The organism is Neorhizobium vignae (genome assembly GCF_000732195.1).
Lineage (GTDB): Bacteria > Pseudomonadota > Alphaproteobacteria > Rhizobiales > Rhizobiaceae > Neorhizobium > Neorhizobium vignae.
Genome location: NZ_JNNU01000004.1, coordinates 126,283 through 150,627, shown reverse-complemented (window position 1 = coordinate 150,627; position 24,345 = coordinate 126,283). Strand labels below are relative to the sequence as shown.

24 protein-coding genes are annotated in these 24,345 nt (G+C 62.0%); 11 read left to right on the top strand and 13 right to left on the bottom strand.

Annotation, left to right across the window (positions count from 1 at the left end):
• Nucleotides 1–118 precede the first annotated feature (118 nt).
• The gene (gene cysK, locus GQ59_RS07600) at nucleotides 119–1,087 is read right to left on the bottom strand and encodes a cysteine synthase A (RefSeq protein WP_037079547.1); all 969 of its coding nucleotides are present in this window, start codon (nucleotides 1,085–1,087) and stop codon (nucleotides 119–121) included.
• A 129-nt stretch (nucleotides 1,088–1,216) separates the two neighbouring features.
• Complete coding sequence (gene dut / locus GQ59_RS07595; protein ID WP_037080240.1) at nucleotides 1,217–1,687, bottom strand: dUTP diphosphatase; 471 nt, start codon at nucleotides 1,685–1,687, stop codon at nucleotides 1,217–1,219.
• A gap of 98 nt (nucleotides 1,688–1,785) precedes the next feature.
• On the opposite strand from dut, the gene GQ59_RS07590 reads away from it, so the two are divergent.
• Nucleotides 1,786–3,369, top strand: coding sequence for a peptide chain release factor 3 (locus GQ59_RS07590; RefSeq protein WP_037079544.1), 1,584 nt, complete (start codon nucleotides 1,786–1,788; stop codon nucleotides 3,367–3,369).
• 15 nt (nucleotides 3,370–3,384) lie between these two features.
• On the opposite strand, the gene GQ59_RS07585 is transcribed toward GQ59_RS07590, so the two are convergent.
• Together GQ59_RS07585 and GQ59_RS07580 are read right to left on the bottom strand one after the other, a co-directional pair.
• Nucleotides 3,385–4,329: a threonine/serine dehydratase gene (locus GQ59_RS07585; protein ID WP_037079541.1), complete on the bottom strand. Its 945-nt coding sequence runs from the start codon at nucleotides 4,327–4,329 to the stop codon at nucleotides 3,385–3,387.
• Between the two features lie 62 nt (nucleotides 4,330–4,391).
• Complete coding sequence (locus GQ59_RS07580; protein ID WP_037079538.1) at nucleotides 4,392–5,285, bottom strand: LysR substrate-binding domain-containing protein; 894 nt, start codon at nucleotides 5,283–5,285, stop codon at nucleotides 4,392–4,394.
• A 110-nt stretch (nucleotides 5,286–5,395) separates the two neighbouring features.
• Between GQ59_RS07580 and GQ59_RS07575 the strand changes: the two genes are divergently transcribed.
• Nucleotides 5,396–6,103, top strand: coding sequence for a glutathione S-transferase family protein (locus GQ59_RS07575; RefSeq protein WP_037079536.1), 708 nt, complete (start codon nucleotides 5,396–5,398; stop codon nucleotides 6,101–6,103).
• A gap of 96 nt (nucleotides 6,104–6,199) precedes the next feature.
• On the opposite strand, the gene otsA is transcribed toward GQ59_RS07575, so the two are convergent.
• Nucleotides 6,200–7,576, bottom strand: coding sequence for an alpha,alpha-trehalose-phosphate synthase (UDP-forming) (gene otsA, locus GQ59_RS07570; protein WP_037079534.1), 1,377 nt, complete (start codon nucleotides 7,574–7,576; stop codon nucleotides 6,200–6,202).
• Nucleotides 7,577–7,593: 17 nt separating this feature from the next.
• Nucleotides 7,594–8,406 (bottom strand): trehalose-phosphatase, encoded by an 813-nt coding sequence (gene otsB / locus GQ59_RS07565; RefSeq protein ID WP_037079533.1) that lies wholly within the window; start codon nucleotides 8,404–8,406, stop codon nucleotides 7,594–7,596.
• Nucleotides 8,407–8,601: 195 nt separating this feature from the next.
• Between otsB and GQ59_RS07560 the strand changes: the two genes are divergently transcribed.
• Nucleotides 8,602–9,396 (top strand): class II glutamine amidotransferase, encoded by a 795-nt coding sequence (locus tag GQ59_RS07560; RefSeq protein ID WP_037079531.1) that lies wholly within the window; start codon nucleotides 8,602–8,604, stop codon nucleotides 9,394–9,396.
• A 3-nt stretch (nucleotides 9,397–9,399) separates the two neighbouring features.
• On the opposite strand, the gene coaBC is transcribed toward GQ59_RS07560, so the two are convergent.
• Nucleotides 9,400–10,605 (bottom strand): bifunctional phosphopantothenoylcysteine decarboxylase/phosphopantothenate--cysteine ligase CoaBC, encoded by a 1,206-nt coding sequence (gene coaBC / locus GQ59_RS07555; RefSeq protein ID WP_037079528.1) that lies wholly within the window; start codon nucleotides 10,603–10,605, stop codon nucleotides 9,400–9,402.
• A gap of 127 nt (nucleotides 10,606–10,732) precedes the next feature.
• Here coaBC and GQ59_RS07550 point away from each other — a divergent pair, with 127 nt between their 5' ends.
• Nucleotides 10,733–11,092, top strand: coding sequence for a hypothetical protein (locus tag GQ59_RS07550; protein WP_037079525.1), 360 nt, complete (start codon nucleotides 10,733–10,735; stop codon nucleotides 11,090–11,092).
• Nucleotides 11,093–11,316: 224 nt separating this feature from the next.
• Nucleotides 11,317–11,877: a glyoxalase superfamily protein gene (locus GQ59_RS07545; protein WP_037079522.1), complete on the top strand. Its 561-nt coding sequence runs from the start codon at nucleotides 11,317–11,319 to the stop codon at nucleotides 11,875–11,877.
• A 32-nt stretch (nucleotides 11,878–11,909) separates the two neighbouring features.
• Here the strand turns inward: GQ59_RS07545 and GQ59_RS07540 are convergent, their stop codons facing one another.
• From GQ59_RS07540 to ubiE, 4 genes are all read right to left on the bottom strand, one after another.
• Nucleotides 11,910–12,686, bottom strand: coding sequence for a COG3904 family protein (locus GQ59_RS07540; protein ID WP_037079520.1), 777 nt, complete (start codon nucleotides 12,684–12,686; stop codon nucleotides 11,910–11,912).
• The gene (locus GQ59_RS07535) at nucleotides 12,673–14,034 is read right to left on the bottom strand and encodes a hypothetical protein (RefSeq protein ID WP_037079518.1); all 1,362 of its coding nucleotides are present in this window, start codon (nucleotides 14,032–14,034) and stop codon (nucleotides 12,673–12,675) included. The genes GQ59_RS07540 and GQ59_RS07535 overlap by 14 nt, the downstream gene beginning before the upstream one ends.
• Nucleotides 14,035–14,184: 150 nt before the next feature.
• Nucleotides 14,185–15,747, bottom strand: coding sequence for a 2-polyprenylphenol 6-hydroxylase (ubiB, locus tag GQ59_RS07530; RefSeq protein WP_037079516.1), 1,563 nt, complete (start codon nucleotides 15,745–15,747; stop codon nucleotides 14,185–14,187).
• A 4-nt stretch (nucleotides 15,748–15,751) separates the two neighbouring features.
• Entirely contained in the window at nucleotides 15,752–16,528 is a 777-nt protein-coding gene (gene ubiE, locus GQ59_RS07525) for a bifunctional demethylmenaquinone methyltransferase/2-methoxy-6-polyprenyl-1,4-benzoquinol methylase UbiE (RefSeq protein WP_037079514.1), read from the bottom strand.
• Between the two features lie 150 nt (nucleotides 16,529–16,678).
• Between ubiE and mutM the strand changes: the two genes are divergently transcribed.
• The 6 genes from mutM to GQ59_RS07495 all read left to right on the top strand — a co-directional run bounded on the left by mutM (nucleotide 16,679) and on the right by GQ59_RS07495 (nucleotide 22,486).
• Nucleotides 16,679–17,557, top strand: a complete 879-nt coding sequence (mutM, locus tag GQ59_RS07520; RefSeq protein WP_037079511.1) for a bifunctional DNA-formamidopyrimidine glycosylase/DNA-(apurinic or apyrimidinic site) lyase — start codon at nucleotides 16,679–16,681, stop codon at nucleotides 17,555–17,557.
• Between the two features lie 47 nt (nucleotides 17,558–17,604).
• The gene (locus tag GQ59_RS07515; RefSeq protein ID WP_037079510.1) at nucleotides 17,605–18,378 is read left to right on the top strand and encodes an enoyl-CoA hydratase; all 774 of its coding nucleotides are present in this window, start codon (nucleotides 17,605–17,607) and stop codon (nucleotides 18,376–18,378) included.
• Between the two features lie 191 nt (nucleotides 18,379–18,569).
• Nucleotides 18,570–18,836, top strand: a complete 267-nt coding sequence (gene rpsT / locus GQ59_RS07510; RefSeq protein WP_037080237.1) for a 30S ribosomal protein S20 — start codon at nucleotides 18,570–18,572, stop codon at nucleotides 18,834–18,836.
• Nucleotides 18,837–19,694: 858 nt separating this feature from the next.
• Nucleotides 19,695–21,260, top strand: a complete 1,566-nt coding sequence (dnaA, locus tag GQ59_RS07505) for a chromosomal replication initiator protein DnaA (protein ID WP_037079507.1) — start codon at nucleotides 19,695–19,697, stop codon at nucleotides 21,258–21,260.
• Between the two features lie 5 nt (nucleotides 21,261–21,265).
• A complete protein-coding gene (locus GQ59_RS07500) occupies nucleotides 21,266–21,883 on the top strand; it encodes a LysE family translocator (protein WP_037079505.1) in 618 nt (205 codons plus the stop codon).
• A gap of 9 nt (nucleotides 21,884–21,892) precedes the next feature.
• Complete coding sequence (locus tag GQ59_RS07495; protein WP_037079502.1) at nucleotides 21,893–22,486, top strand: class I SAM-dependent methyltransferase; 594 nt, start codon at nucleotides 21,893–21,895, stop codon at nucleotides 22,484–22,486.
• A 10-nt stretch (nucleotides 22,487–22,496) separates the two neighbouring features.
• Here GQ59_RS07495 and hemW read toward each other — a convergent pair whose 3' ends face one another.
• Nucleotides 22,497–23,690, bottom strand: a complete 1,194-nt coding sequence (gene hemW / locus GQ59_RS07490; RefSeq protein WP_037079499.1) for a radical SAM family heme chaperone HemW — start codon at nucleotides 23,688–23,690, stop codon at nucleotides 22,497–22,499.
• A gap of 6 nt (nucleotides 23,691–23,696) precedes the next feature.
• On the bottom strand, nucleotides 23,697–24,341 hold the full coding sequence (rdgB, locus tag GQ59_RS07485; protein ID WP_037079496.1) for an RdgB/HAM1 family non-canonical purine NTP pyrophosphatase: 645 nt from the start codon (nucleotides 24,339–24,341) through the stop codon (nucleotides 23,697–23,699).
• Between the last annotated feature and the right edge of the window lie 4 nt (nucleotides 24,342–24,345).

Below are 24,345 nucleotides of genomic sequence, written 5' to 3'. Positions count from 1 at the left end.
CTCGGGCTCGACCCGAGGATACATCCGCTTGGCGACGCGCCCCAAGGTAGTCAACCCTGGTGGGCTTGGCCGTGGATCCTCGGGTCGAGCCCGAGGATGACGACCTGAAGAAGTGCAGCTAACCGCCCAACCCCTCAAACAGCGCCGTCGACAAGTACCGCTCGGCAAAGGAGGGAATAATGACGACGATGGTCTTGCCGGCATTTTCCGCGCGGCTGCCGACTTCGATGGCGGCCTGCAGCGCCGCGCCGGAGGAGATGCCAACCGGTACGCCTTCGAGCTTCGCCACCAGGCGTGCCATTTCCATGGCCTCGCCGCTGTTGACGGTGATGATCTCGTCATAGATGTGCGTGTCGAGAATCTTTGGTGCGAAGCCGGCGCCAATGCCCTGGATCTTGTGCGGCCCGGGCTGTCCGCCGGAGAGCACGGGGGATTCTTCCGGTTCGACGGCAATGATCTTGAGTGCCGGGTTGCGCTCCTTCAGCACCTGGCCGGCGCCAGTGATCGTGCCGCCGGTGCCGATGCCTGAGACGAAGATGTCGATCTTGCCGTCGGTATCGTTCCAGATTTCCTCGGCGGTCGTCTTGCGGTGGATGTCCGGATTGGCCGGGTTTTCGAACTGTTGCGGAATGATCGCGTCGGGCAGCGAGGCGGCGAGTTCTTCCGCCTTGGCGATCGCGCCCTTCATGCCTTTCGGGCCTTCGGTCAGCACCAGTTCGGCGCCGAGCAGGGCGAGCATCTTGCGCCGCTCGATCGACATCGTCTCCGGCATGGTGAGGATCAGCTTGTATCCCTTGGCGGCCGCGGCGAAGGCGAGCGCGATACCGGTATTGCCGGATGTAGGCTCGACCAACGTCGTCTTGCCGGGCGTGATCTTGCCCTGGGCCTCAAGGCTCTCGATCATCGCCACGCCGATACGGTCCTTCACCGAGGCGATCGGATTGAAGAATTCGAGCTTGGCCAGAAGATTGGCCTTCACGCCCTTTTCCTTGGCCAGCTTGTCGAGGCGCACGATCGGAGTGTCGCCGATGGTTTCGGTGATCGAGGAATAGATACGGCCGCGTCCCGGCTTTCTGGTCTCTGGCATGGTGCTCTCCCTAAGTTTGGAGAGAAGTTAGGGCGTGTTCCTGACGAATGCCAGCAAGGCGGAACCGGACGGAAAGAGAAATGGAAATTTTGTTCCCGGAAGCGGCCCGGAACGAAAACGCCTTTGCGTTCAAAGGCCGGTCGAGCCGAAGCCGCCGGCACCGCGGGCAGTCGTGGAAATTTCGGCAATCTCGGTTACCCGAGCCTGGGTCACCGGCGCGATCACCATTTGCGCGATCCGCATGCCGCGGGTGATGACGAAATCCTCGTCGCCGAGATTGATGAGCAGCACCTTTACCTCGCCGCGGTAATCGCTGTCGATCGTGCCGGGCGTGTTGAGGCAGGTGATGCCGTTCTTGAAGGCAAGGCCGGAGCGTGGCCGTATCTGCGCCTCGAAGCCTTCCGGGATTTCGAAGATAAAGCCGGTCGGCACCAGCGCCCGCTTGCCGGGCGCGATCGTCAGCGGCATGCCGTCTTCGACGGCGGCACGCAGGTCCATGCCGGCGGCGCCCGTGGTTTCATAGGCCGGCAGGTCGAGGCCGGCACCATGCGCGAGGCGGACAAGATTGAGCTTCGGCGAGGAGGGGGCGTGAATGTTCATCATCTCATTTGCCGACCCACGGTCGCCCCGGTCAAACACGAATTGAAAGTTATCCACGGAGTCGTTAGATACGCGGCAACGTAAAGGATCTAGAAAACATGCCCGAAACGATTGCCGAGGCGGTTTCCCGCCGCCGCACATTCGCAATTATTGCCCATCCGGACGCGGGCAAGACGACGCTGACCGAAAAACTGCTGCTGTTCGGCGGCGCGATCCAGCTCGCCGGCGAAGTGAAAGCGAAGAAGGACCGTATCCAGACCCGGTCTGACTGGATGAAGATCGAGCGCGAGCGCGGCATCTCGGTCGTCACCTCGGTGATGACTTTCGAATATGACGGCAACGTCTTCAACATCCTCGATACGCCCGGCCATGAAGACTTCGCGGACGACACGTATCGCACGCTGACGGCGGTGGATGCCGCGGTCATGGTTCTCGACGCCGCAAAGGGCATCGAGCCGCGGACGCTGAAACTGTTCGAAGTCTGCCGCATGCGCGATATCCCGATCATCACCTTCGTCAACAAGATGGACCGTGAAAGCCGCGATCCGTTCGAGATCCTCGATGAAGTCGAGGAGAAGCTTGCGCTCGACACCGCTCCGGTCACCTGGCCGATCGGTCGTTCGAAGAGTTTTTGCGGGTCCTACAACCTGGCGGACAATACCGTTCGCGGCTCGGATACGGACGTCAAGGCAACCCCGGTCAACGGACCTCAGAGCGTTGCCGGCCGCCTTCCGGAAAACGAACGTGCCGCCTTCGTCGAGGAGACCGAGCTGGCGATCGAGGCCTGCCGGCCGTTCGACCGCAAGGCTTTCCTCGAAGGCCACATGACGCCGGTCTTCTTCGGTTCGGCTTTGCGGAATTTCGGCGTGCGCGATCTCATCGATGCGCTGGGCGATTTTGCCCCACCACCGCGAGACCAGGTGGCGGACATCCGCACCGTGCACGCGACCGACGACAAGATGACGGCCTTCGTCTTCAAGATCCAGGCGAACATGGACCCGAACCACCGCGACCGCATTGCGTTTGCGCGCATCTGCTCCGGCAAGCTGGAGCGCGGCATGAAGGCGCGGCTGTCGCGCACGGGTAAGCAGCTCGGGTTGACGGCGCCACAGTTCTTCTTCGCCTCGCAACGCCAGCTGGCGGACACCGCCTATGCGGGCGATGTGGTCGGCATCCCGAACCACGGCACGCTGCGCATCGGCGATACGCTGACCGAAGGCGAACAACTGGTGTTCCAGGGCGTACCGAACTTCTCGCCGGAAATTCTTCGCCGCGTGCGGCTGGAGGATGCCATGAAGGCGAAGAAGCTCAAGGAAGCGTTGCAGCAAATGGCGGAAGAGGGCGTCGTGCAGCTCTTCTCGCCGGAAGACGGCTCACCGGCCATCGTCGGTGTCGTCGGCGCGCTGCAGCTCGACGTTCTGAAGGAAAGGTTGCAGGGCGAATACGGCCTGCCGGTTTCCTTCGAAATGTCGCGCTTCTCGATCTGCCGCTGGATCTCCGCCGAAAATCAGGCCGATCTCGACAAGTTCCTGACGGTCAAGCGCGGCGATATCGCCCGTGATCTCGATGGCGATCCGGTTTTCCTGGCGCAGGACAGCTTTTCGCTGCGTTACGAGTCGGAGCGCCACCCGGCCATCAAGATGGTCGCGATCAAGGAATATCAGGTCGCCAAGGCGGCCTGATAGCATCCCGGTGTCTTAGCCGAACTTGACGGCCGTGGTGTTGGACCCGCAGACGAGCACGCAGACGCGCTCATCCGGACCCGGAACATATTTGCCGGACAGCAGGGCGGCGAAGGCCGCGGCCCCGCCGGGTTCGGCAACGATGCGCGCGCCGGCCCACAACGCCTTCTGAGCGCCGAGGATTTCGTCGTCGGTTACCAGCACCGGCGGCTGCACGTATTTTTGGGCCACTGGGAACATCAGTTCGCCCACCTGTTTTGGCGCAAGCGAATCGGCCGCGATGCCGCCGGCTGGCGCATCCACCGGGCGCCCCGCCTTGAAGGCTTCGTAAAGCGTCGGCGCGCCGTCGGATTCCACCGCGACGATCTTGACCCGGCCGCGAAACCAGGAGGCGATGCCGCCGATCAGCCCGCCGCCGCCGACCGCAACGAGGAGCGTCGTCACCTCCGGCAGGTCGTCCTCGATCTCCTTGCCGAGCGTGCCCTGGCCGAGCAGGGTTTCCACCTGGTCATAAGCATGGGCCGCGATTGCACCGCTCGTCGCCACATAGGTCTGGCTCGCCGCCAGCGCATCGTTGTAGCGATCACCGCCGACCACCAGCTCGGCGCCATAGGAGCGAATGAGGTCGATCTTCGCCTGCGAGGCCACGCTCGGCACGAAGATATGCGCCGGCACGCCGAGCCTCATCGCAGCGTAGGCGACCGCCGCCCCGTGATTGCCGCCGGACGCGGCGACGACGCCGGCCGCCGGAACCGTGCGCGTCAAAAGGTTGGTGAAGGCGCCGCGCGCCTTGAAGGAACCGGAATGCTGCAGCAGCTCAAGCTTCAGGTCGACCGGCAGCGGCGCTCCGCCGAAATCCCGCATGTCGACGCGCATGACCGGCGTGCGGCGGATATGCGGGCGGATGAGCGTTTCGGTTTCCGCGATGCGTTCGGGCGTGACGGTGTGTTCGATCGACATGATGGCCTCTTGGGAATGGGACGGCCATGGGTAGCCCCCAGACCCCCGAAATGAAAGTCCTTTTAGGCGCCGATCCGTTCGCTGAGAAAGTCGACGACGGCGCGCACGGCCGGAAGCTGCCCGCGTCGATGCGGCATCAGGATCGTCGTGGTGATGCTGCCTGCGGTCCAATCGTGCAACAGGCGGATCAGCCGGCCCTCGGCAAGTGCCTCGCGGCAGACTGAAGTCGGCAGGCAGCTCAGGCCGAGGCCAGCCATCGTCGCCTTCATGATCACCATTGGCTCGTCGGCGGAAAGCACGGATCTGGGTGTCACGACAACCGTTTCGCCATCCTCGGAGGCCAGCTTCCAGACCGTGTCCAACGAGCCGGCAGTAACCGCCCCGTGTCCGGCGAGATCTTCCGGCCGCGAGGGCTCGCCATGGGTGCGAACATAATCCGGTGAGGCGACGACGAAAAAAGGGTCGGTCGCAAGCTTCTTCTGCAGCAGCGTCGAATCCGGCAGCGGCGCCTGGTGGCTGCGTACCGCGATGTCGAAACCCTCCTGAACGATATCGACGAACCGGTCGCTGACGTGCAGCGAAAGATGAAGTTTCGGATATCGTGCCGAAAGCTCGCCGAGATGATCCGCGAGCATGAACTGCGCGGTCGGCACCGCTGCCGTCATCCGTACAATGCCGCTCGGTTCGCCGAGATGGGTGCGCACGATGGTCTCCGCCATCTCGGCTTCGATGACCGACGCCTGCGCGTGCCGGAAGAAGTCCCGGCCGAGATCGGTCAGCGAGAAACTGCGGGATGTCCGCTGGATCAGCCGCACGCCGAGCCGGTCCTCGAGTTCCGCCACGCGTTTGCTGACGGTGGATTTCGGCACGCCGAGCCGGCGCCCTGCCGCGGAAAAGCCGCCGTGCTCCACGGCCTGCACGAAGAAATAAAGATCGTTGAGGTTGGGCAAAGTCATTTTCAGCTTCCACACATGTAGACTTAAAGGCGGAAAATTGTTGTCTACCGCTCCGGCGTCTACGAAATCATATTGCTGGTGTCTCAAAGTTTCAATCCAGGGAGTATGAAATGACACCGATCCTGTTTTACGGCGTTCCGGAAGGATGTTCCTTCGGCTCTATCGTCGCGCTCGAATGGACTGGCGCGCCCTATCGGCTGTGCCGGGTCGAAATGCCGGCCGTGGTTTCCAGCGAGGCTTATAAGCCGGTCAATCTGATCGGTGAAACACCGTCGCTGATGCTGCCGGACGGTCGGGTGATGAGCGAGAGCATGGCGATCCTCAACCACATCGCCGCGCGCACGGTGGACAAGGGCTGGGGTTTCGATCCGAAATCGGAAAAATTCGACCGGCTGAACCAGATGCTGGCTTTCCTCAATACCGCCTTTTTCAGTGCCTTCGGTCCGCTCTGGCACACGGTGGAGCACGAACTCGACCCGGTGGCCAAGCAAGCGCTTCGCGCTTACGGTGTCGCCAAGGTCGAAAAGGCGCATGCGCAGCTCGAAAAGCTTCTCGGCGGCCGCGAGTGGCTGCTCGGCGACAATAAGAGTTTTGCGGATGCCTATTTCGCCGGCATTGCCCGCTGGAACGATTTCCACCAGGTCGTCGATCGGGGCCAGTTTCAGGCGCTCAATGCCCTTTATGAGCGCCTGCAGCAGGACCCCGCGGTGCAGTTCGCCTGGGCCATCGAACATCAGGAAGAGGCGCAGACGAGCGGCCAGTTCCTCGGCCATGTGAGTCTCGATGAGGCGCTCGGATCTTTGAAGCAGGCGGCGTGATCCAATAACCATCCGCAGTCATGGCGTCCTGGCAACGCCATGACCAAAGCACCCGCCGGACGTGATATTGCGGTTGATCTTCAGACTTTGAGGAGCTTACGCCGCGGTGAGATCCTCAAGGAAGTCGTCGCACCAGCGGGTGACGTCGTGTTCGAGGAGATGCTCCATCATGCGGCCCCAGCGCTCCTTGCGCTCCTCGATCGGCATGTTGATGCCGCGCGCGATCGCGTTTGCCGTGCCTTCGATGTCATAGGGGTTGACCAGCAGCGCCCCACGCAGTTCCCGCGCCGCACCCGCAAAACGCGACAGCACCAGAACGCCCGGATTTTCCGGATCCTGTGCCGCGACATATTCCTTGGCGACGAGGTTCATGCCGTCGCGTAACGGCGTGACGAGCCCGATTCTGGCGAGCCGATAAAGGCCTGCCAGAACGGGCCTGCCGATCGAGCGGTTGATATAGCGGATCGGCACCCAGTCGACCGTGCCGGTCGCACCATTCACGCGGCCTGCCTGCTCGGCCACCATGCGCTGCATCTGCTCGTATTCCGGCACTTCGGAGCGGGATTTCGGGGTGATCTGCAGGTAGGTGACGCGGTTATGATGGGCGGGGTTGGATTTGACGAAGTGCTCGAAGGCATCGATCCGCTGGGTGATGCCCTTGGAATAATCCAACCGGTCGACGCCGATGATCAGGTCGCGTCCTTCGACACTCTGCTTGGCTTTGCGCACGATGACATTGCTGGCCGCTTTCTTCGCGTATTCGGCAAACATCGCCGTCTCGATGCTGATCGGATAAAAGCCGCCCTTGAAGGTGCGTCCGTAAGAAGTCAGCTTTCCGCCCTCGAGTGCGTCCCCGATGCCTTCTCGTACCAGTCCTCCGACGAAATTGGCGAGGTCGTGATCGGTCTGAAACCCTACCAGATCGTAGTAGGAGAGGTTCTTCATGATCTCCTCATGCACGGGCATGGTGAACAGCACATCCGCGGGCGGCCAGGGAATGTGCAGGAAGAAACCGATCTTGTTCTTGAGGCCCATCTGGCGCAATTCCGCGGCAAGCGGGATCAGGTGGTAGTCGTGTACCCAGATGACGTCGTCTTCCTGGATGAGCGGCGCCAGCTTGTGGGCGAAGAAGCGGTTGACGCGGAAGTAACCGGCCATCTCCTTGCGTCCATACTCCGCCAGATCCATCCGGTAATGACAGATCGGCCAGAGCACCCGGTTGGCAAACCCGTGGTAATATTCCTCGACGTCCGTCTTGGTGAGGTCGGTGAGCGCATAGGTGATGTTGCCATGCTGCTGCATGTCGAGCGGCGCCGGCTCCTTGGCGCCGCTGGATTTGCCGGACCATCCCATCCAGATGCCGCCGTGTTCCTCCAGAGCGGCCTGCAGCGCGACAGCCAGCCCGCCGGCTGGAGCGTCGCCGCTCTTCTGCGGCAGGGAGACACGGTTCGAAACGACGACAAGTCGGCTCAAGATATTATCCTTTCAGCTCACGCGGTGGGCTCTGCGTCACTCGCAAGCGCTTTGATTGCCGCGCGCAAGGCAGCGGCCGAGGGGAGGGTGGATTTTGCTTCCGTGCCGCCCGATGTCTCGGTGATACGGATGGAATGGCCGCCGAGTTCGTTGGCGGCGCGGAACATAGCCTCGTCGGTCACGTCGTCGCCGATCGCGATCGGCTTGCGGCCCTTGAAAGGAGCTTGATCGAGAAAGGTCTGTAAGGCGTGCCCCTTGCTCGCCCGGGCCGGCCTGATTTCCATCACCATCTTGCCGTGCTGGAGCGTGAAGTCCGGCCCCGCCATGTCGAGGTAGCGAGGCATGGCCGCCTCGACCGCCGCGCGTTGCTCCGGCGCCTGGCGATAATGAGCGGCGACCGCGGCACCCTTGTCCTCCACCAGAACGCCCGGCCAGTGACCGGCCTCGCGGACAAGAGCCGCCTTCAGATCCTCGAACGCGGCATCGATCTCGACACGGCTGATCGCTCCGGACGGATCGCGGCGCTCGGAGCCGTGCAGGCCAGCGATCGGGAATTTATAGGGGGTGAACAGTTGGTCGGCATAGGGAAGGGCCCGGCCTGTAACCAGCGCCAGCGCGCCGCCCAGCCTCATGGAAAGACGATGCAGGTTTTCGGGCAGCTCGGCCGGTACGACGATCCCGTCCGGGGTCTCGGCAATCTCGATCAGCGTGCCGTCGATATCGAGAAACAGCGCCCATCGCTCCGGTTCGAGCATGAGCCTGGCGAGAACGGGATCCCCCCGAAGGAGCGCTTCTGCTGTAGCTGGGCTCGGCTGTTCTTTACGCGACATGAACCTCTATCTAGGCCGCCAAATTCCGGCGACAACCTGGAAAGATCACGGCCTGTCGCAAAAAGTGATACATTCTTCAGCCCGAAACTGGCATGTAGCCATTGAATTCATGTTTCATTAAGCCTTTGTCGAGACCCTGAAGTTCCTGGATTTTCAGGCCGCGCACGGGCGGCAATGTCGGAGCAGAAATACCCCATGTGTCGTTGGGCAGCCTATCGCGGCGAACCTCTCTATCTCGAAGAACTCGTCTCCTCGCCGGCCCATTCCCTGATCGAGCAGTCTCATTGCGCCACGCGCGCCAAGACCGCGACGAATGGTGATGGTTTTGGCATCGCCTGGTACGGCGACCGGCCGGAACCCGGCCGTTATCGTGATATCCTGCCCGCCTGGTCCGATTGCAATCTGAAGAGCCTGGCGCGGCAGATCCGTTCGCCGCTCTTCCTCGCGCATGTGCGGGCGGCAACCCATGGCGCGACGCGCCGCGACAACTGCCATCCTTTCGTCCAAGGCCACTGGTCGTTCATGCACAACGGCCAGATTTCCGGCTTCGAGCGCATTCGCCGGCATATGGAGGGCATGCTCTCCGACGCGCTGTTCGATGCCCGCACCGGCACGACGGATTCCGAACTTATCTTCCTGCTCGCCCTGCAATTCGGCCTGGATACCGACCCGTTCCAGGCCATGGAAAAGGCGATCGCCACGGTCGAGGACCTGTCTCTCGAAAAATCGGGCGAGGCGTTGGTGCGCTTCACCGCCGCCTATTCCAACGGCCGCGAACTCTATGCAGTGCGTTACGCCACCGACCATAAGCCGCCGACGCTCTACGCGGCCCCGATGGGCGGCAAGACGGGCTATTGCCTCGTTTCCGAGCCGCTGAACGATGACGTCGATACCTGGGTGGAAATCCCGGACGGCAGTGCCGTCGTGGTTGGGGCCGATGGCATGGAGGCCAAGCTCTTCCGGCCGAAGGCGCTGTCCGAAGCGGCCTGAGACCTATCCGAGCTTCGAGGCGATCAGTGCGGCAAGGCGCTCTGCCACCTCGTCCTTGTCAAGCTCCGGCCATTCATCGACACCTTTGGCGCTGATGATCTTCACCCGGTTGCGGGTGCCGCCCATGATGCCGGTTTCCGGCGAAACGTCATTGGCGACGATCATGTCGGCGCCCTTGCGCTCCAGCTTCGCGCGGCCGTTCTTTTCGACATCCTGGGTCTCTGCGGCAAAGCCGACCACCAGCTTCGGCCGATTTTGGTGATGGCCGACGGTCTTCAGGATGTCCGGGTTCTCAGTCAGCAGCAGGGGAGGCGGGGCCTCGCCCGGCTGCTTCTTGATCTTCTGGCCGGCCGACGAGGCGACACGCCAGTCGGCGACCGCTGCCACCATCACGGCGATATCGGCCGGCAGCCGGGAGGTCACCGCTTCCAGCATCTCCTCGGCGCGTTCTACATGTACGGTCTTCACGCCGACCGGATCGGGTATGGTCACCGGTCCGGAGACGAGCGTCACATCCGCGCCGAGCTTTGCGAGCGCCGCTGCAATCGCATGGCCTTGCCGGCCGGAGGAGCGGTTGGCGATATAACGCACCGGGTCGATCGGCTCGTGGGTCGGGCCGGATGTAACGATCACCTTTTTGCCGGCAAGCGGCTTTGGCGTGCCGTCCAGCAGGCTGATCGCTGCCGTGACGATCTCCAGTGGCTCGGCCATGCGGCCGGTGCCGGCCTCGTTGCTTTCGGCCATCTCGCCCGCCATCGGACCGATGAAATGGATGCCGTCGCTCTTCAGCGTCGCGACATTGCGCTTGGTCGCGGGTGCGGCCCACATTTTCGGGTTCATGGCCGGCGCGACCAGAACCGGCCGGTCGCTGGCGAGCAGTACGGCGCTTGCGAGATCGTCCGCCAGCCCATGCGCCATCTTGGCCATCAGGTCGGCGCTGGCAGGTGCGACGATGACGAGATCGTTGTCGCGGGCAAGCCTGATATGGCCGACATCCTGCTCGTCTTCGCGGGAAAACAGATCGACATAGACATGGCTGGCGGATAGCGCGCCGACCGCGAGCGGTGTGATGAATTCCTGCGCGGCCTTGGTCATGATCGGACGAACCGATGCCCCCCGCTCGCGAAGCCGGCGAACGAGATCGAGGCTCTTATAGGCCGCAATGCCGCCGGAGATGATCAGAAGGATGCGCTTGCCGGAGAGTTCCATGCGATTACCCGATGCCAGAATGGCGGGAAGCTAAGCCTTTGGCCGCCGAGTTGCAATTGCCTTCCCGCCGGATGCCGCCCCGGAACAGTTGCAGCTGACGGGAGTTCGGCTGCAAAGGAGAGCCGCTATGAAAAAGAATTTCGTTCCGAAGAAGATAGCCGGGTTCAAGGTGCCGAAATCGGTGCGCAGGTCGTCATTATTGCGCAACATGCTGGCGAGCCGCACCGGTCGGCAGATGCTGGCAAGAGCCCTCGTTGCCGGTGCCAATGCCGCCGCCACCGTCCTGACCGACGAGCGGCCCGACATACGTAAACCCGGCAAGGCAAGCGGCCGCAGACGCGCTCTTGCCGCAAGCGTGGCTGGTGAGGCGATCGAGAGCGCGACTGCGGCAGCCATCGATGTCGTCACCGGCCCGACGCGCCCGCTCTTCAAGGCAAGCGCCAAGGCGAAGGAGGGCCGGATTTTCCCGGAACCGGTCACGCACTGACGCGAAAGCAATCCGAACATCTTGCGCGAATTTCTGGACTGCATTACTCCTGTTTGCGGCCGGATGCGGCCAGCCGTCCGCGGCGCCCTCAAGCGCCAAGGTGAATGCATCCACCGCCTCTCATCCTTTGCCATTCCGGCCAGCGATGACGAACGGATCAGCAATGCGGGCGCTGATTGATGGGACCTGAGCGGTCTTTGTTCGTCTGTTGAAAGGATGATGAGATGCGCGATTTCCGCGATGCAAAACTGATGGCGAAAAGCCTGCGCCAGGCGCTTGCCGAACGTAAGGTCGAGCTGACGCATAGTCAGGTCCTGGAACTGGTTGCTGCGCAGTTTGGGTACGACAACTGGAATATCCTTGCTGCAAGGATCGATGCGGGAGAACCGCAGCAAAGTAAACGGGATGCGGTGTCGATCCAGCCGGCGATCCCGATCTTCCGGATATTCTCCGTCGACAAGGCGATGGAATTCTACCGCGATTTCTTAGGCTTCACCGTCGACTGGGAGCACCGGTTCGGCGAAAACTTCCCGCTCTATTGCCAGATTTCGCGAAGCGGCATGCTGATGCACCTCTCCGAACATGCGGGCGATGCCTCGCCGGGTGCGCGTGTCTTTGTGCCGATGACAGGCGCGCGCGCATTCCAGCAGGAGCTCATCGGCAAGAACTACCCCTATATGAAGCCAGGGCTGCAACAGGCGGATTGGGGACTGGAAGTGACGGTCACCGACCCGTTCAGCAACCGCATCACCTTCTGCGAGCGGGAGATCAAGCCGCAGGGCTGACCTGAGGTCCGTCCTCAAGGCCCAGCGGGATGCTAGATTTTCTTCCTGGCCGCCGCGAGCGGCTCGGTCGTCAGCTTGAAATCCGTCATTTCCTTCGGCGTCAGGTAATAGAGCCGGTCCGGCGGTGTTTCGAGCGCATGGATCCAGAGGCCCGCGCCGATGCCCATCTGGTCGAGATGGCGGGCGACCCGTGCGGTGGTCGCCTGCGCGGCGGACATGGCCTGTTCCGCCGACGGCCGCTCCTTGGCTCCGTTGAACACCTGGTGCACGCCGATCACTGCATCCTTCTCCGCTAAACGGCCGACGCCGCCGGCAAATACGATCGGGCAGGAAGAGGCGCAGAGCGCTTTCGACGCTACCTTCGTGTCGAGCTTCCTGTCGCGGATCAGTTTGGACATGGCGAGCGCATCGTCCACCGAGCCGCCGGGGGAATTGAGCGTCACCGTCTTCACATATTCTCCGCGGGTCTCGATCTCCTTGGAGAAGCGGGCAGCGGCACCCCGGTCGATCGTCCCTTCGGCGAGCAGCACGCCGCCCGTGGTGAGCTCGAAGGTGATCGGCTTGCGCAGCACTTCCCTGGGGCTGGCCGGCTGTACCGGCGGTGCCGCGGGCACGCCTTCGGTCAGGGCCGGCGGCAGCACGGGCTGGTCCTCGTGCATCGGGTCGAAGCCGGGCAGGGCGGCGTTCATCATCGTCATGTCGCGAACATCGACGACGAGGAAAACCGCTGCGGCCGAGAGAAGAATATAGAAGGCGCCGCGCATCAGCACGCCTTCATCGAGTTTGCTGATCGCCTCACCGATCCTCATGCGTCCGGTCCCGGCTGCGCGACTTGAGGTCGATGGCGGTGATATTGTTAGGCTCGGGTTCAGACACCGGCTCCGGCGTTGATTCAGGTGCCAGTTCCGGCCTTGGCGCCGATCTCTTGTCCTCGGCCTCCGTCTTGGCGAGCGTCTGCTCGATGTTCACCCCGCTCGCCGTGACGGCACGTTGAACTTCAAGTGCCCTGAGAAGTTCGGCCGCGGTGATCCGTTCGGCGAAGGGCAGGTTTTCCTCCTGGCGGCGGATCGCACCATGCACGGTGGCGAGAATGAACACCATCACGCCGGGCAGCAGGTCGATGGAAATAGCGCCGGCCCAGGCGGGAATGAAATCCTGCGCATAATGCAGCACGGCTTCGGCGGAGGAGAGCGGCACGAAACGGCGCTCCTGCACCGGCGGCCGGGCGAGGATTTCGTCGGCAGCCTTGGCGAGCGCCTTGGATTGCGCCGTGACCGAAGTGCGGACGGTGTCCATCACCTGGTTCTGCCGGTTGACGAGATCGGCAGCTCCGCCATCCGGAACCGGCGCAATGAAGCCAAGCGACAGATCGTCCGCCGCACGACGGATCGACGGTGCGATCGAGGTCTGCGCGAGCGAGGTGATGACGCCGGTCAGCGCCACGGCTTCGGTGGAAAACTGGTCGGCACGCGGCTCGATCGTGCCCGGTGCGGAGACCAGCGAACGCATCGTCTCAAGCCGTTTCTGCCCCTGGGTGAAGAGGTCGTCCACCTGCTCGCGCGAGGCATTGATGTTGGCAGAAAGCGACTTCATCTGCGCCGACATCTGGCTGAGAAGCTGCACGACGCTGCCCGATCCGGTCGTGCCGGTGAGCGAACCGGATTGCCGCTCGACGCCCGCGAGCTGGGAGAAACGCTCGGACGCGCGCTGGATATCCGGCAGCAGGCTTTGGGCCGCCAGCGCGTTCTGGTGGGCGCGGTCGAGATCGGTGGTATAGTCCTCGACCGTTTCGGAAAGATGCTGTTCCACGGCCGCGGAACCGGCAAGTGCCGCCGCATTCAGCCAGCTCGACATGGCAAGGATCATCGCAGCGCCGACCGCCATGACGCCGAGCATGGCCGTCCGCCCGGCACGCGTAGTCACATGCGGGTAGAAGCGGGCCATATAGGACCAGAAGGCATAGATGCCGACCGAAACCGAAGCGGAGTAGATGACCGCCGCAAAGAACACGGCCGTCGGCGACCCGTCCAGAATGCTGCGCGCACCGAGATAGGTGTAGACGCCGGATGCCAGCGCCAGCACCGCAAGCGCGAAGCGGGTCATCGTCTCGACGGCCGCGACGCCGTCATGCAAGCGTTGAGTTGCGCCTAGCGCCATGAAACGTCTCCGGAATGCCAAGTCCTAAAAGGAATGTATTCCTCAACAGAGAATGAAGAACTCGGCGGAATAAAGGCCACTTTGGAGTCGCAATATGGCGAGAACCCTTGTGGAGCAGGGTTTTCGCATCATCAGGCAACCGGACAAACCTCAGCTCAGCGTGAAGGCGATATACAGCAGCGACAGCGCGATGATCCAGAGCGCGACGCGCCCCGAGCGATTGTGTCGCGCCTCCGACCTGCCGATGGCCTCCGTCGTCTCAGGATCGAAACGCAGGCCGTGCTCGCTCATATAGGCGAGCTCCTGGTGAAGCGTCTCCGTCTTGGCGGCGATTTCCGGAAGAGCCTCGGCAAGCTTGACGGCGGCTTTGACGCCGTCGCGCAGGTCCGAGACAATGCGTTTCGGTCCGAGATTGTCGCGGATCCATTGGCCGACGACCGGTTCTGAGGCCTTCCACATGTTGAAGCGCGGATCGAGCATGCGCGACACGCCTTCGACCACGACCATGGTCTTCTGCAGCAGGATCAGTTCGGTGCGGGTCTGCATCTCGAACAGGTCGGTGACCTCGAAGAGCAGCGCCAAGAGCCGCGCCATGGAGATCGTTTCGGCCGGCTGGCCGTGGATCGGTTCGCCGATCGCGCGGATCGCCTGGGCGAAGCTCGTCACGTCGTGATGGGCCGGCACATAGCCTGCCTCGAAATGCACTTCCGCGACGCGCAGGTAATCGCGGGTGATGAAGCCATAGAGGATTTCGGCGAGGAACCGGCGCTCTTTTTTGCCCAATCGCCCAACGATGCCCATGTCGACGGCCACGATCGTGCCGGCAGAATCGACGAAAAGATTGCCGGGATGCATGTCCGCATGGAAAAAGCCGTCCCGCAGCGTATGGCGCAGGAAAGACTGGATCAGCACCTCGGCAAGCTTTTCCAGGTCATGGCCGGCGGCGCGCAGGCCCGCGATGTCCGACATCTTGACGCCGTCGATCCACTCCATGGTAATCACGTCGCGACCGGTGCGTTCCCAGTCGACCTGGGGCACCCGGAAGCCAGGATCGTCCTTGGTGTTCTCGGCGATTTCGGAAAGCGCCGCTGCCTCCAGGCGCAGATCCATCTCCACCTTGGTGGTCTGCTCAAGTGTTCGCGTTACCTCGACCGGCCGTAAGCGCCGGCTGGAGCGCATGAAGCGTTCCTGCATGCGCGCCAGCAGATACATGCTTTCAATGTCATGGGCGAAGCGCTGGCGCACGCCCGGGCGCACCACCTTGATGGCCACTTTCCTGTCGTTGACGACGCCGGGATGGACCTGTGCGATCGAGGCGGCCGCGATCGGCTCGCCGAAGGAGGAATAGAGGTCGCCGATCGTTCGGCCGAGCGATGCCTCGACCGCCGCTTTCGCGATCTCGGTCGGGAAGAAGGCCATACGGTCCTGCAGCATGGCGAGATCGACGGCCCAGTCGACGCCGACCACATCCGGACGGGTTGCAAGGAACTGGCCGATCTTGACATAGGAAGGCCCCAGCCGGTCGACGGCGCGGGTCAGGCGCTCGCTGCGCGCCTGCGTCTTGGAGCGAAACCGCGCCAAGGGCTCGACCAGCGCCTTGATGAGGCCGATGGAAGGCGGCATGTCTTGCGTCGGCAGGGCCGATACCACGCCCTCACGCACAAGAACCCAGCCGACGCGGGCAAGCCGGAAATAAGCGCCGAGAGTGCTCATGCGTTCAGAGCTTCCAGCCGGAATGCAGCGCGGCGATGCCGCCGGTATAGTTGGTGTAGGTGACGCGCGAAAAACCCGCATTGCGGATCATCGCGGCGAAATTCTCCTGGTTCGGAAATTTTCGGATCGATTCCACCAGATATTGATAGGGCTCGGCCTCGCCCGTGATCATCCTGCCGAAGCGCGGGATCGCCTTGAACGACCATTCCTCGTAGAAGCGCTCGAGAAGCGGCATCTCGACTTCGGAAAATTCCAGGACCAGCAGCCGTCCGCCGCGTTTCAGCACGCGATAGGCCTCCTTCAGCGCCACGTCGATATGCGGCACGTTGCGGATGCCGAAGGCGATCGTATAGGCGTCGAAGGAATTCGCCTCGAAGGGCAGCGACTCCGCATTGGCCTCGACGAAAGTCAGGTTTTCGGAAAGACGTTTCTTCTCGGCGCGCTCGGCCCCGACGCCCAGCATCGAGCCGTTGATGTCTAGCACGGTCACATGCGCCTTGCGGTCGGAAGCCTCGACGATGCGGAAAGCGATATCGCCCGTGCCGCCAGCCACATCCAGGGTTTTGTAGCCGACGTCCTTTCTCGGATTGAGCGAGGCGATCAGCGCATCCTTCCAGACGCGGTGCATGCCGGCCGACATCACGTCGTTCATCACGTCGTAGCGTTTGGCGACCTTGTGGAAGACGTCGTTGACGAGGCCCTGTTTCTCGCCATCCGCGACCTTGCGGAAGCCATAGGATGTTTCCATCCCGCCGTCGGCGCTGGTACGGGCTTCAGTCATCGGTGAACTCCTAACGTCTCTTCCGGTCGGCGACCATAGCGAAGTCGCGCATCCCGCGCTATCTGTGGCGCGTATTCATAAGATGGGTGCGACATCCGGTCCGGTCTATAGACTAGGCGCGATATCGTTGAAACAGGAAGTTAGTCAATCATGCCCGAATTGCCAGAGGTGGAAACCGTCCGGCGCGGTCTCGCCCCGGCAATGGAAGGTTCGGTGATCGCCAGGCTGGAACTCAATCGCCCGGATCTGCGCTTTCCGCTGCCGGAGAATTTCGCGGATGCCGTCAACGAACGCCGTATCGTCTCGCTCGGCAGGCGCGCCAAATACCTGCTGATCGACCTGGAGGACGATCTCACCGTGATCAGCCATCTCGGCATGTCGGGATCGTTTCGGATCGAGAACGATGCGCTCGGCGAGTTCCACCATCCGCGTTCGAAGGATCAGAAACACGATCATGTCGTCTTCCATCTGAGACAGAAGGAAGGCCTGCTGCGCGTCATCTATAACGACCCGCGCCGCTTCGGCTTCATGCAGCTCTGGAAGCGCAGCGAGCTCGATCTTTATCCGGCCTTTGCCGAGCTCGGGCCGGAGCCGACCGGCAATGCGCTCGATGCGGATTATCTGGCCGCGAGGTTGGCGGGCAAGAGCCAGCCGCTCAAGGGAGCACTCCTCGATCAGACGGTGATAGCGGGTCTCGGCAATATCTATGTCTGCGAGGCGCTGTGGCGCTCGCATCTTTCGCCGAAACGCGCCGCCGGTAGTGTCGTGACCAAGACCGGCAGGCCGAACAAGGAGCTCGTCCTCCTCAACCAGTCGATCCGTGACGTCATCGCCGATGCGATCGCCGCCGGCGGCTCGTCGCTCCGGGACCATATCCAGACGGATGGCTCGCTCGGTTATTTCCAGCACTCCTTCTCCGTCTACGACCGGGAAGGCGCGGCTTGCCGCACGCCGGGCTGCAGCGGTACCGTTGCGCGCATCACCCAGGCGGGTCGCTCCACCTTCCATTGCCCCGCCTGCCAGAAATAATCGCTGCCAGAAATATCAGAAGCAGAAGAGCCAAGAGGAGACATTCGATGAGCTACGAAACCCTGCTGACCGAAACCCGGGGCGCCGTCGCGCTCATCACCCTTAATCGCCCGAAGGCGCTGAATGCGCTCAACTCGACGGTGATGGCCGAACTGACTGAAGTGCTTGCGGCATTCGGCAAGGACGAGGCGATCGGCGCGATCGTGCTCACAGGCTCCGAAAAGGCCTTTGCCGCCGGCGCCGACATCAAGGAAATGCAGGGCATCGATTTCGTCGAAGCCTATGTCAACGACTTCATCTCCGGTTGGGAGGCGATCGCCGCAACCCGCAAGCCGATGATCGCTGCCGTCTCCGGCTTCGCGCTCGGCGGTGGCTGCGAGCTCGCCATGATGTGCGATTTCATCATCGCCTCGGACACCGCGAAGTTCGGCCAGCCGGAGATCACGCTCGGCGTCATCCCCGGCATGGGCGGCTCGCAGCGGCTGACGCGAGCGGTCGGCAAGGCGAAGGCGATGGACATGGTGATGACCGGCCGGATGATGGATGTGGCGGAAGCGGAGCGGGCAGGGCTGGTGTCGCGGATCGTTTCGCCGGAGCGGCTGATTGACGAGGCGGTCGAGGCGGCCGCGAAGATCGCGTCCTTCCCGCGCGCCGCGGTGCTGATGGCCAAGGAGGCCGTCAGCCGTTCCTTCGAGACGACGCTTGCCGAAGGCCTGCGCTTCGAACGGCGGCTTTTCCATTCCTTGTTTGCGACTTCCGACCAGAAGGAAGGCATGGCCGCCTTCGTGGAAAAGCGCAAGCCGCAGTTCTCCAACCGGTAAATCGCGCAAAAGCGGGTGGTCATCCGCCAAAATGCGCGTTGACTGGGGCGGGTATTCCGGTTATATGCCCGCCCACAGTTGGGAAAGCCTGATCATGGCTTCCTCTATTGCTCCCGAATTGCTGGATTGATGGTCGCAAGGACCGGCGCGGCAACGGCGGAGTTTGGTTCGAATTCGTAGAGAGGCATGAAATGGCCAATACAACTTCGGCGAAAAAAGCGACCCGCAAGATCGCTCGCCGTACCGCAGTCAACAAGTCCCGCCGCTCGCGCGTTCGCGGCTTTATCCGCAAGGTCGAGGAAGCTATCGCTTCCGGCGACATGACCGTTGCTGCAGAAGCCCTCAAGGCTGCCCAGCCGGAGATCCAGCGCGCCGCTTCCAAGGGCGTGCTCCACAGCAACACGGCATCCCGCAAGGTGTCCCGTCTTGCTGCACGTGTGAAGGCCCTTTCGGCCTAATCATTTTACAAACTGTATCATAATGAAGCCTGGTCCTCTCGACCGGGCTTTTTGTGATTCTCTCAGGCCTCCTTATATTTATCCGGCTCATTAACATTTTCGTGTCACCGGCGTGACAGAAAATAGTCATTTAAATCAATGAGTTACTGGAGGTCTGTGAGTCTGTGGGTGACTTTGGTGATGGCCAAAAGCCCCCAGGTGGAGTCAAGAAGATTTTTATTTTTTCTGTGAACGATCGTTCAGAATGTATGTCATTTTTGAATCCCATTGATTCAACAGCGATTCTCCATGAATGCCTCTGTGACATTCAAATCACGCTCGTGGAGTCAACGCCCGGCTCTTAATTTTGCGTAAAATTCATCATTGATCTTGGCATTTGATCCTGCCTAAATGGCCTTCAGCAAGGGGCGCGGGGATTACTTCAGAGGGCTGCCGGTTACCGTCACATGGTGGACGGCAGGCAGACTTTTACCCTTTGCAACGGGATAAATTCTCCCGTTTTCCTGATAACCATCGGTTGCGATCCGGAAATTGGCATTTCCGGAAACGGTCGGTTTTTGTCAACGCGATCCGGTCCTGTGTCCGGATGAAGGAGGTGGAAAAGAGGTTCGGACGGCTCACGATGAGGATGAGGGCGTTCGTATATGTGGGGTGGCTTCCGCAAGCGCAGACCGTTCACGAGGCGGGCTGGGCGTAACTTTCGATCGGCTGCGAGGACGAGAGAAGGTTTTGAAACAAAGGGGACGGGCGGCGACGGTTCTCAATGATTGGGAATGGTTTGCTATGCCTTGAAACAAAGTTGGTTCTGGCGGCGTTAACGAGAACCGCCAGGCTACGAGATTTGGAAGGCGGCGAATTATGCATATGAATACTATATCAGCCCGTGCAGGTAATGGGGACCACGCGCGGCAGGCATTTGATTCAAGTTGCTCCCAGGCGGCAGGGGAAACGACGGAAATGAAGCATAATGCTCTTTTTGAGCGGTTTAGTGCGCGTTTGAAAGCACAGGTCGGTCAGGATGTTTATGCAAGCTGGTTCGGGCGTTTGAAGCTGCATTCCGTCTCAAAGAGCGTTGTCCGGCTCACGGTGCCGACCACTTTTCTGAAGTCCTGGATCAACAACCGTTACCTCGATCTCATCACCACCATATTCCAGGCGGAAGACGCCGAGATCCTGAAAGTGGAAATCCTGGTGCGCAGCGCAAGTCGCAGCGTCAAGGCGCCCGCGGCAGGTGAAGAGCGCAGTCTGGCCCCGGAACCCGCTGTTGTTGCGTCGTTTCCGCGTTCTCAAGGCCCCCGCGAGATTGGCAAGATCGCCACTTTCCCGTCGCCGTCTGCTGCGCCGGCGCGTTCTACCCAGGCTCCCGGACCGCTGTTCGGCTCTCCGCTCGACAGCCGCTTTACCTTCGACACTTTCGTGGAAGGCCCGTCGAACCGGGTAGCGCTGGCTGCCGCCAAGACCATCGCCGAAGCGGGCGCCAGCGCAGTCCGTTTCAATCCGCTTTTCATTCATTCGGGCGTCGGCCTCGGCAAGACGCACCTTCTGCAGGCGATTGCCAATGCGGCCGTCGGCAGCGAGCGCATGCCGCGGGTCGTCTACCTGACGGCGGAATATTTCATGTGGCGTTTTGCGACCGCGATCCGCGACAACGACGCGCTGACGCTGAAGGACTCGCTGCGCAATATCGATCTGCTGATCATCGACGACATGCAGTTTCTGCAGGGCAAGATGATCCAGAACGAGTTCTGCCATCTCCTCAACATGCTGCTCGACAGCGCCAAGCAGGTGGTGGTTGCCGCCGACCGGGCACCCTGGGAGCTGGAATCGCTCGATCCCCGCGTCCGCTCGCGTCTGCAGGGCGGTGTGGCGATCGAAGTCGAGGCGCCGGACTACGAAATGCGCCTGGAGATGATCAAGGGGCGCCTGGAGACGGCCCGCCAGGACGATCCGTCGCTCGATATCCCGGCGGAAATACTGAGCCACGTCGCTCGCAATGTGACCGCCAGCGGTCGCGAGCTGGAAGGCGCGTTCAACCAGCTTCTGTTCCGCCGCTCCTTCGAGCCCTCCCTCTCGATCGAGCGTGTCGATGAGCTGCTCGCCCATCTGGTGGGCGCAGGCGAGGCCAAGCGCGTCCGTATCGAGGATATCCAGCGTATCGTCGCCCGCCATTATAATGTGTCGCGACAGGAACTGGTCTCGAACCGCCGCACTCGCGTCATCGTCAAGCCGCGCCAGATCGCCATGTATCTGTCGAAGACGCTGACGCCGCGTTCGTTCCCGGAGATCGGTCGCCGTTTCGGCGGCAGGGATCACACGACCGTCCTTCATGCCGTCCGCAAGATCGAGGAACTGATTTCGGGTGACACGAAGCTCAGCCACGAGGTAGAACTGCTGAAACGGCTGATCAACGAGAACAACGCTTAAAATATATGTTTCTGCTTTCTGTCGCAACGATCTGGGCCGTGGCGTGCATAACGCCAGGGCCCAATACGCTTCTGGTCATGCGCTATGCGCTGACCGCCCCGCGCCGCGTGCCGATCCTGGCGGCGATGGGGACCGTTACCGGCACGCTTTGCTGGGGTTTCGCCGGCTGGCTGGGGATCAATGCCCTCTTTCAGGCGGCTCCCTTTGCCTATGTGGCGCTCAAGATCGTCGGCGGGCTTTATCTTGTCTGGCTTGGGTTGAAGATATTCCTGGATGCGCGAAAGTCGCGCCAGTCGGCTGATATCGTGGCGGCTCGTATCGAGGTGCCGCTCAAGACCGCCTACCGGATGGGGCTGGCAACCAATCTTGCCAATCCGAAATCGGCGCTCTTCGTCGCCAGTCTTTTCGCCGCAACCATGCCGGCCGGTACGCCCTTCCTGTATGGACTGGCGGCGATTGCCGTCATGGTCGCCGTATCGACGATCTATTATACCTTCCTGGTCGCGCTGATCACCCACCGATCGGTCGCGGCGGCCTATCTCAAGGCCAAGAAGAAGATCGATCTCGGTGTCGGCATGGTCTTCGTCGGCTTTGGCACCAAGCTGCTGATGTCGCAGCGTTAAGGGTCAGCGATGGCCATCGAGAAGGATCCCCCGGGCAGCTTTTATAGCGAAAACGCGGTGACCTACGCGGCAAGTTCTGCTGCGAACATACGCCGCCTCGATAGCTTCCTGTCAAAATTTGCGCCCGGTGCCGCCATCCTCGAACTCGGCTGCGGCAGCGGGCGGGATAGCGCGGTCATGATCGCGCGGGGTTTCGACGTCACGCCCACGGATGGCACGCCGGAGATGGCGGAGGAGGCCGCCAGATATCTGGGCAGGCCGGTCGGCGTGCTCCGTTTCGGGGAGATCGATGCGGTCTCGGCGTTTGACGGCATATGGGCCAATGCATGCCTTTTGCATGCGCCGCGGGGGGAACTCGAAGGCATCCTTGGCCGCATCCATAAGGCCTTGCGCCCGGGCGGCGTCTTCTACGCGAGCTTCAAGGCTGGCGAAGCTGAAGGTTATGATGGCCTCGGACGTTATTACAACTATCCGTCCAAGGTCTGGCTAAGCGCGGCCTACGAGGCTTTCACCTGGACTTCTGTCGATATCGATGAGGTGCACGGCAGCGGTTACGACAAAAAGCCGACCGACTGGCTGTATGTGCTGGCGGTAAAAGGCTAAACGCCGGATTTCAGCAAGCCAAATCGGCAACCACCGCATCCAGGATCAACATGCCGGATGGCGTGCAGCGCAGCCGCGAATTGCCGAGGCGCTCGATGAAGCCGTGTTCCAGCAGCCGCTCCTCGCGGATCGGGTCCGGATCTCGGCCGGAAAGCTGCTGCCAGCGGGCGAGATCGACGCCTTCCCGCAGGCGCAGGCCCATCAGCAGCAATTCGTCGGCCTGTTCCTCGAAGCCGAGGATTTCTTCGTCCAGCATGCCGTGCCCGATGCGTTCCACCTGCTCCAGCCAGGTTTCCGGACGCCGCTCGGTGGAGGTCGCAATCTTGTCTCTGCCGCGCATCAGGCGCCCGTGGGCGCCGGGTCCGATGCCGGCATAGTCGCCGTAGCGCCAATAGGTCAGGTTGTGGCGGCTTTCAGCGCCGGGGCGGGCGTGATTGGAAACCTCGTAGGCCGGCATGCCGAACCGCTCGGTAATTTCCTGCGTTGCTTCGTAGAGCACTGCCGACTGGTCGTCGTCCGGCACGATCAGCTTGCCGGCCTTGTGCAGGCCATAGAAGGGCGTGCCTTCCTCGATGGTGAGCTGGTAGAGCGACAAATGGTCGACCGCGTAGGATATCGCTTCCTTCAGCTCCGCTTCCCAGGCTTCGACCGTCTGTTTCGGCCGGGCATAGATGAGATCGAAGGACATCCGCGGAAAGATGTCCCGCGCCAGTTTAATCGCCTTCAGGGCGTCGGCAACGTCATGCAGTCGACCCAGGAATTTGAGGTCCGGATCATTGAGCGCCTGCACGCCGAGCGAGACACGGTTGACGCCGGCAGCACGATAGCCCCGGAAGCGGGTCGCCTCGACGCTTGACGGATTGGCCTCCATGGTGATCTCGATACCGTCAGGCACATGCCAGTGCCTGGCGATGCCGTCGAGGATCGCCGAGACAGTCGCAGGGTCCATCAGCGACGGCGTGCCGCCGCCGAGAAAGATGCTGGTCACGGTCTTTGGCCCGCTCATGCGCCGCATCACTTCCATTTCCTTGAGGAAGGCTGCGGTGAAGCGCGGCTGGTCCACCGGCTGGTGACGCACATGGCTGTTGAAGTCGCAATAGGGGCACTTGGCCGCGCAGAACGGCCAATGCACATAGACGCCAAAGCCCGGCTCGCCCGTGTCAGGCAGAAGGGTATCGCGCAGAAGAGGAGCGGCTGAATTCAAAGCGCCTCAAGCCTCCAGGCAGGTTTCGACGAAACGCTTGAAGGCGCGGGCACGGTGCGACAGCGCTTCCGGCTCGCCGGGTTTCCAGCCATGTTTCTGATCACTGCTCATTTCACCGAACGTAATATCATAGCCTTCCGGTTGGAAGACCGGGTCATAACCAAAACCCTGGGTGCCGCGCGGCGGCCACACCACCGTGCCTTCCACCTCGCCGCGGAACATTTCCGTGTGCCCGTCCGGCCAGGCGAGACAAAGCACGCTCACAAAACGGCAGCGACGCTGCTCCGGCCGTGTTGCATGGCGCTCCTCCAGTGCCTTCTCGACCTTCTCCATCGCCATCTGAAAGTCGCGGCTGCCGTCCTCGCGCTCCGCCCAGTTGGCGGTATAGACGCCCGGCGCGCCGTCGAGCGCGTCGATGACGATGCCGGAATCATCCGACAGCGCCGGCAGTCCGGAGGCTTTGGCGGAGGCGAGCGCCTTGATCGCGGCATTCTCCTCGAATGTCGTGCCTGTTTCGTCGGGCTCTTCGAATTTCAACTCGGCGGCGGATTTCGCCGAGAAGCCGAACGGGCCGATCAATTCGGCGATTTCGCGGATTTTTCCGGCATTGTGGCTGGCAACGACGATCGTCTTGGTGTCGAGTTTGCGCATGACA

Bases quoted from the DNA above. Each gene is read 5' to 3' on its own strand.
- GQ59_RS07580 (WP_037079538.1), bottom strand. From the start codon at position 5,285: ATGACTTTGCCCAACCTCAACGATCTTTATTTCTTCGTGCAGGCCGTG.
- ubiB (WP_037079516.1), bottom strand. From the start codon at position 15,747: ATGAGCACTCTCGGCGCTTATTTCCGGCTTGCCCGCGTCGGCTGGGTT.
- otsB (WP_037079533.1), bottom strand. From the start codon at position 8,406: ATGTCGCGTAAAGAACAGCCGAGCCCAGCTACAGCAGAAGCGCTCCTT.
- GQ59_RS07545 (WP_037079522.1), top strand. From the start codon at position 11,317: ATGCGCGATTTCCGCGATGCAAAACTGATGGCGAAAAGCCTGCGCCAG.
- GQ59_RS07540 (WP_037079520.1), bottom strand. From the start codon at position 12,686: ATGAGGATCGGTGAGGCGATCAGCAAACTCGATGAAGGCGTGCTGATG.
- GQ59_RS07500 (WP_037079505.1), top strand. From the start codon at position 21,266: ATGTTTCTGCTTTCTGTCGCAACGATCTGGGCCGTGGCGTGCATAACG.
- rdgB (WP_037079496.1), bottom strand. From the start codon at position 24,341: ATGCGCAAACTCGACACCAAGACGATCGTCGTTGCCAGCCACAATGCC.
- GQ59_RS07535 (WP_037079518.1), bottom strand. From the start codon at position 14,034: ATGGCGCTAGGCGCAACTCAACGCTTGCATGACGGCGTCGCGGCCGTC.
- cysK (WP_037079547.1), bottom strand. From the start codon at position 1,087: ATGCCAGAGACCAGAAAGCCGGGACGCGGCCGTATCTATTCCTCGATC.
- ubiE (WP_037079514.1), bottom strand. From the start codon at position 16,528: ATGACTGAAGCCCGTACCAGCGCCGACGGCGGGATGGAAACATCCTAT.
- GQ59_RS07590 (WP_037079544.1), top strand. From the start codon at position 1,786: ATGCCCGAAACGATTGCCGAGGCGGTTTCCCGCCGCCGCACATTCGCA.
- GQ59_RS07560 (WP_037079531.1), top strand. From the start codon at position 8,602: ATGTGTCGTTGGGCAGCCTATCGCGGCGAACCTCTCTATCTCGAAGAA.
- dnaA (WP_037079507.1), top strand. From the start codon at position 19,695: ATGCATATGAATACTATATCAGCCCGTGCAGGTAATGGGGACCACGCG.
- GQ59_RS07495 (WP_037079502.1), top strand. From the start codon at position 21,893: ATGGCCATCGAGAAGGATCCCCCGGGCAGCTTTTATAGCGAAAACGCG.
- mutM (WP_037079511.1), top strand. From the start codon at position 16,679: ATGCCCGAATTGCCAGAGGTGGAAACCGTCCGGCGCGGTCTCGCCCCG.
- GQ59_RS07585 (WP_037079541.1), bottom strand. From the start codon at position 4,329: ATGTCGATCGAACACACCGTCACGCCCGAACGCATCGCGGAAACCGAA.
- GQ59_RS07575 (WP_037079536.1), top strand. From the start codon at position 5,396: ATGACACCGATCCTGTTTTACGGCGTTCCGGAAGGATGTTCCTTCGGC.
- dut (WP_037080240.1), bottom strand. From the start codon at position 1,687: ATGAACATTCACGCCCCCTCCTCGCCGAAGCTCAATCTTGTCCGCCTC.
- GQ59_RS07550 (WP_037079525.1), top strand. From the start codon at position 10,733: ATGAAAAAGAATTTCGTTCCGAAGAAGATAGCCGGGTTCAAGGTGCCG.
- coaBC (WP_037079528.1), bottom strand. From the start codon at position 10,605: ATGGAACTCTCCGGCAAGCGCATCCTTCTGATCATCTCCGGCGGCATT.
- GQ59_RS07515 (WP_037079510.1), top strand. From the start codon at position 17,605: ATGAGCTACGAAACCCTGCTGACCGAAACCCGGGGCGCCGTCGCGCTC.
- rpsT (WP_037080237.1), top strand. From the start codon at position 18,570: ATGGCCAATACAACTTCGGCGAAAAAAGCGACCCGCAAGATCGCTCGC.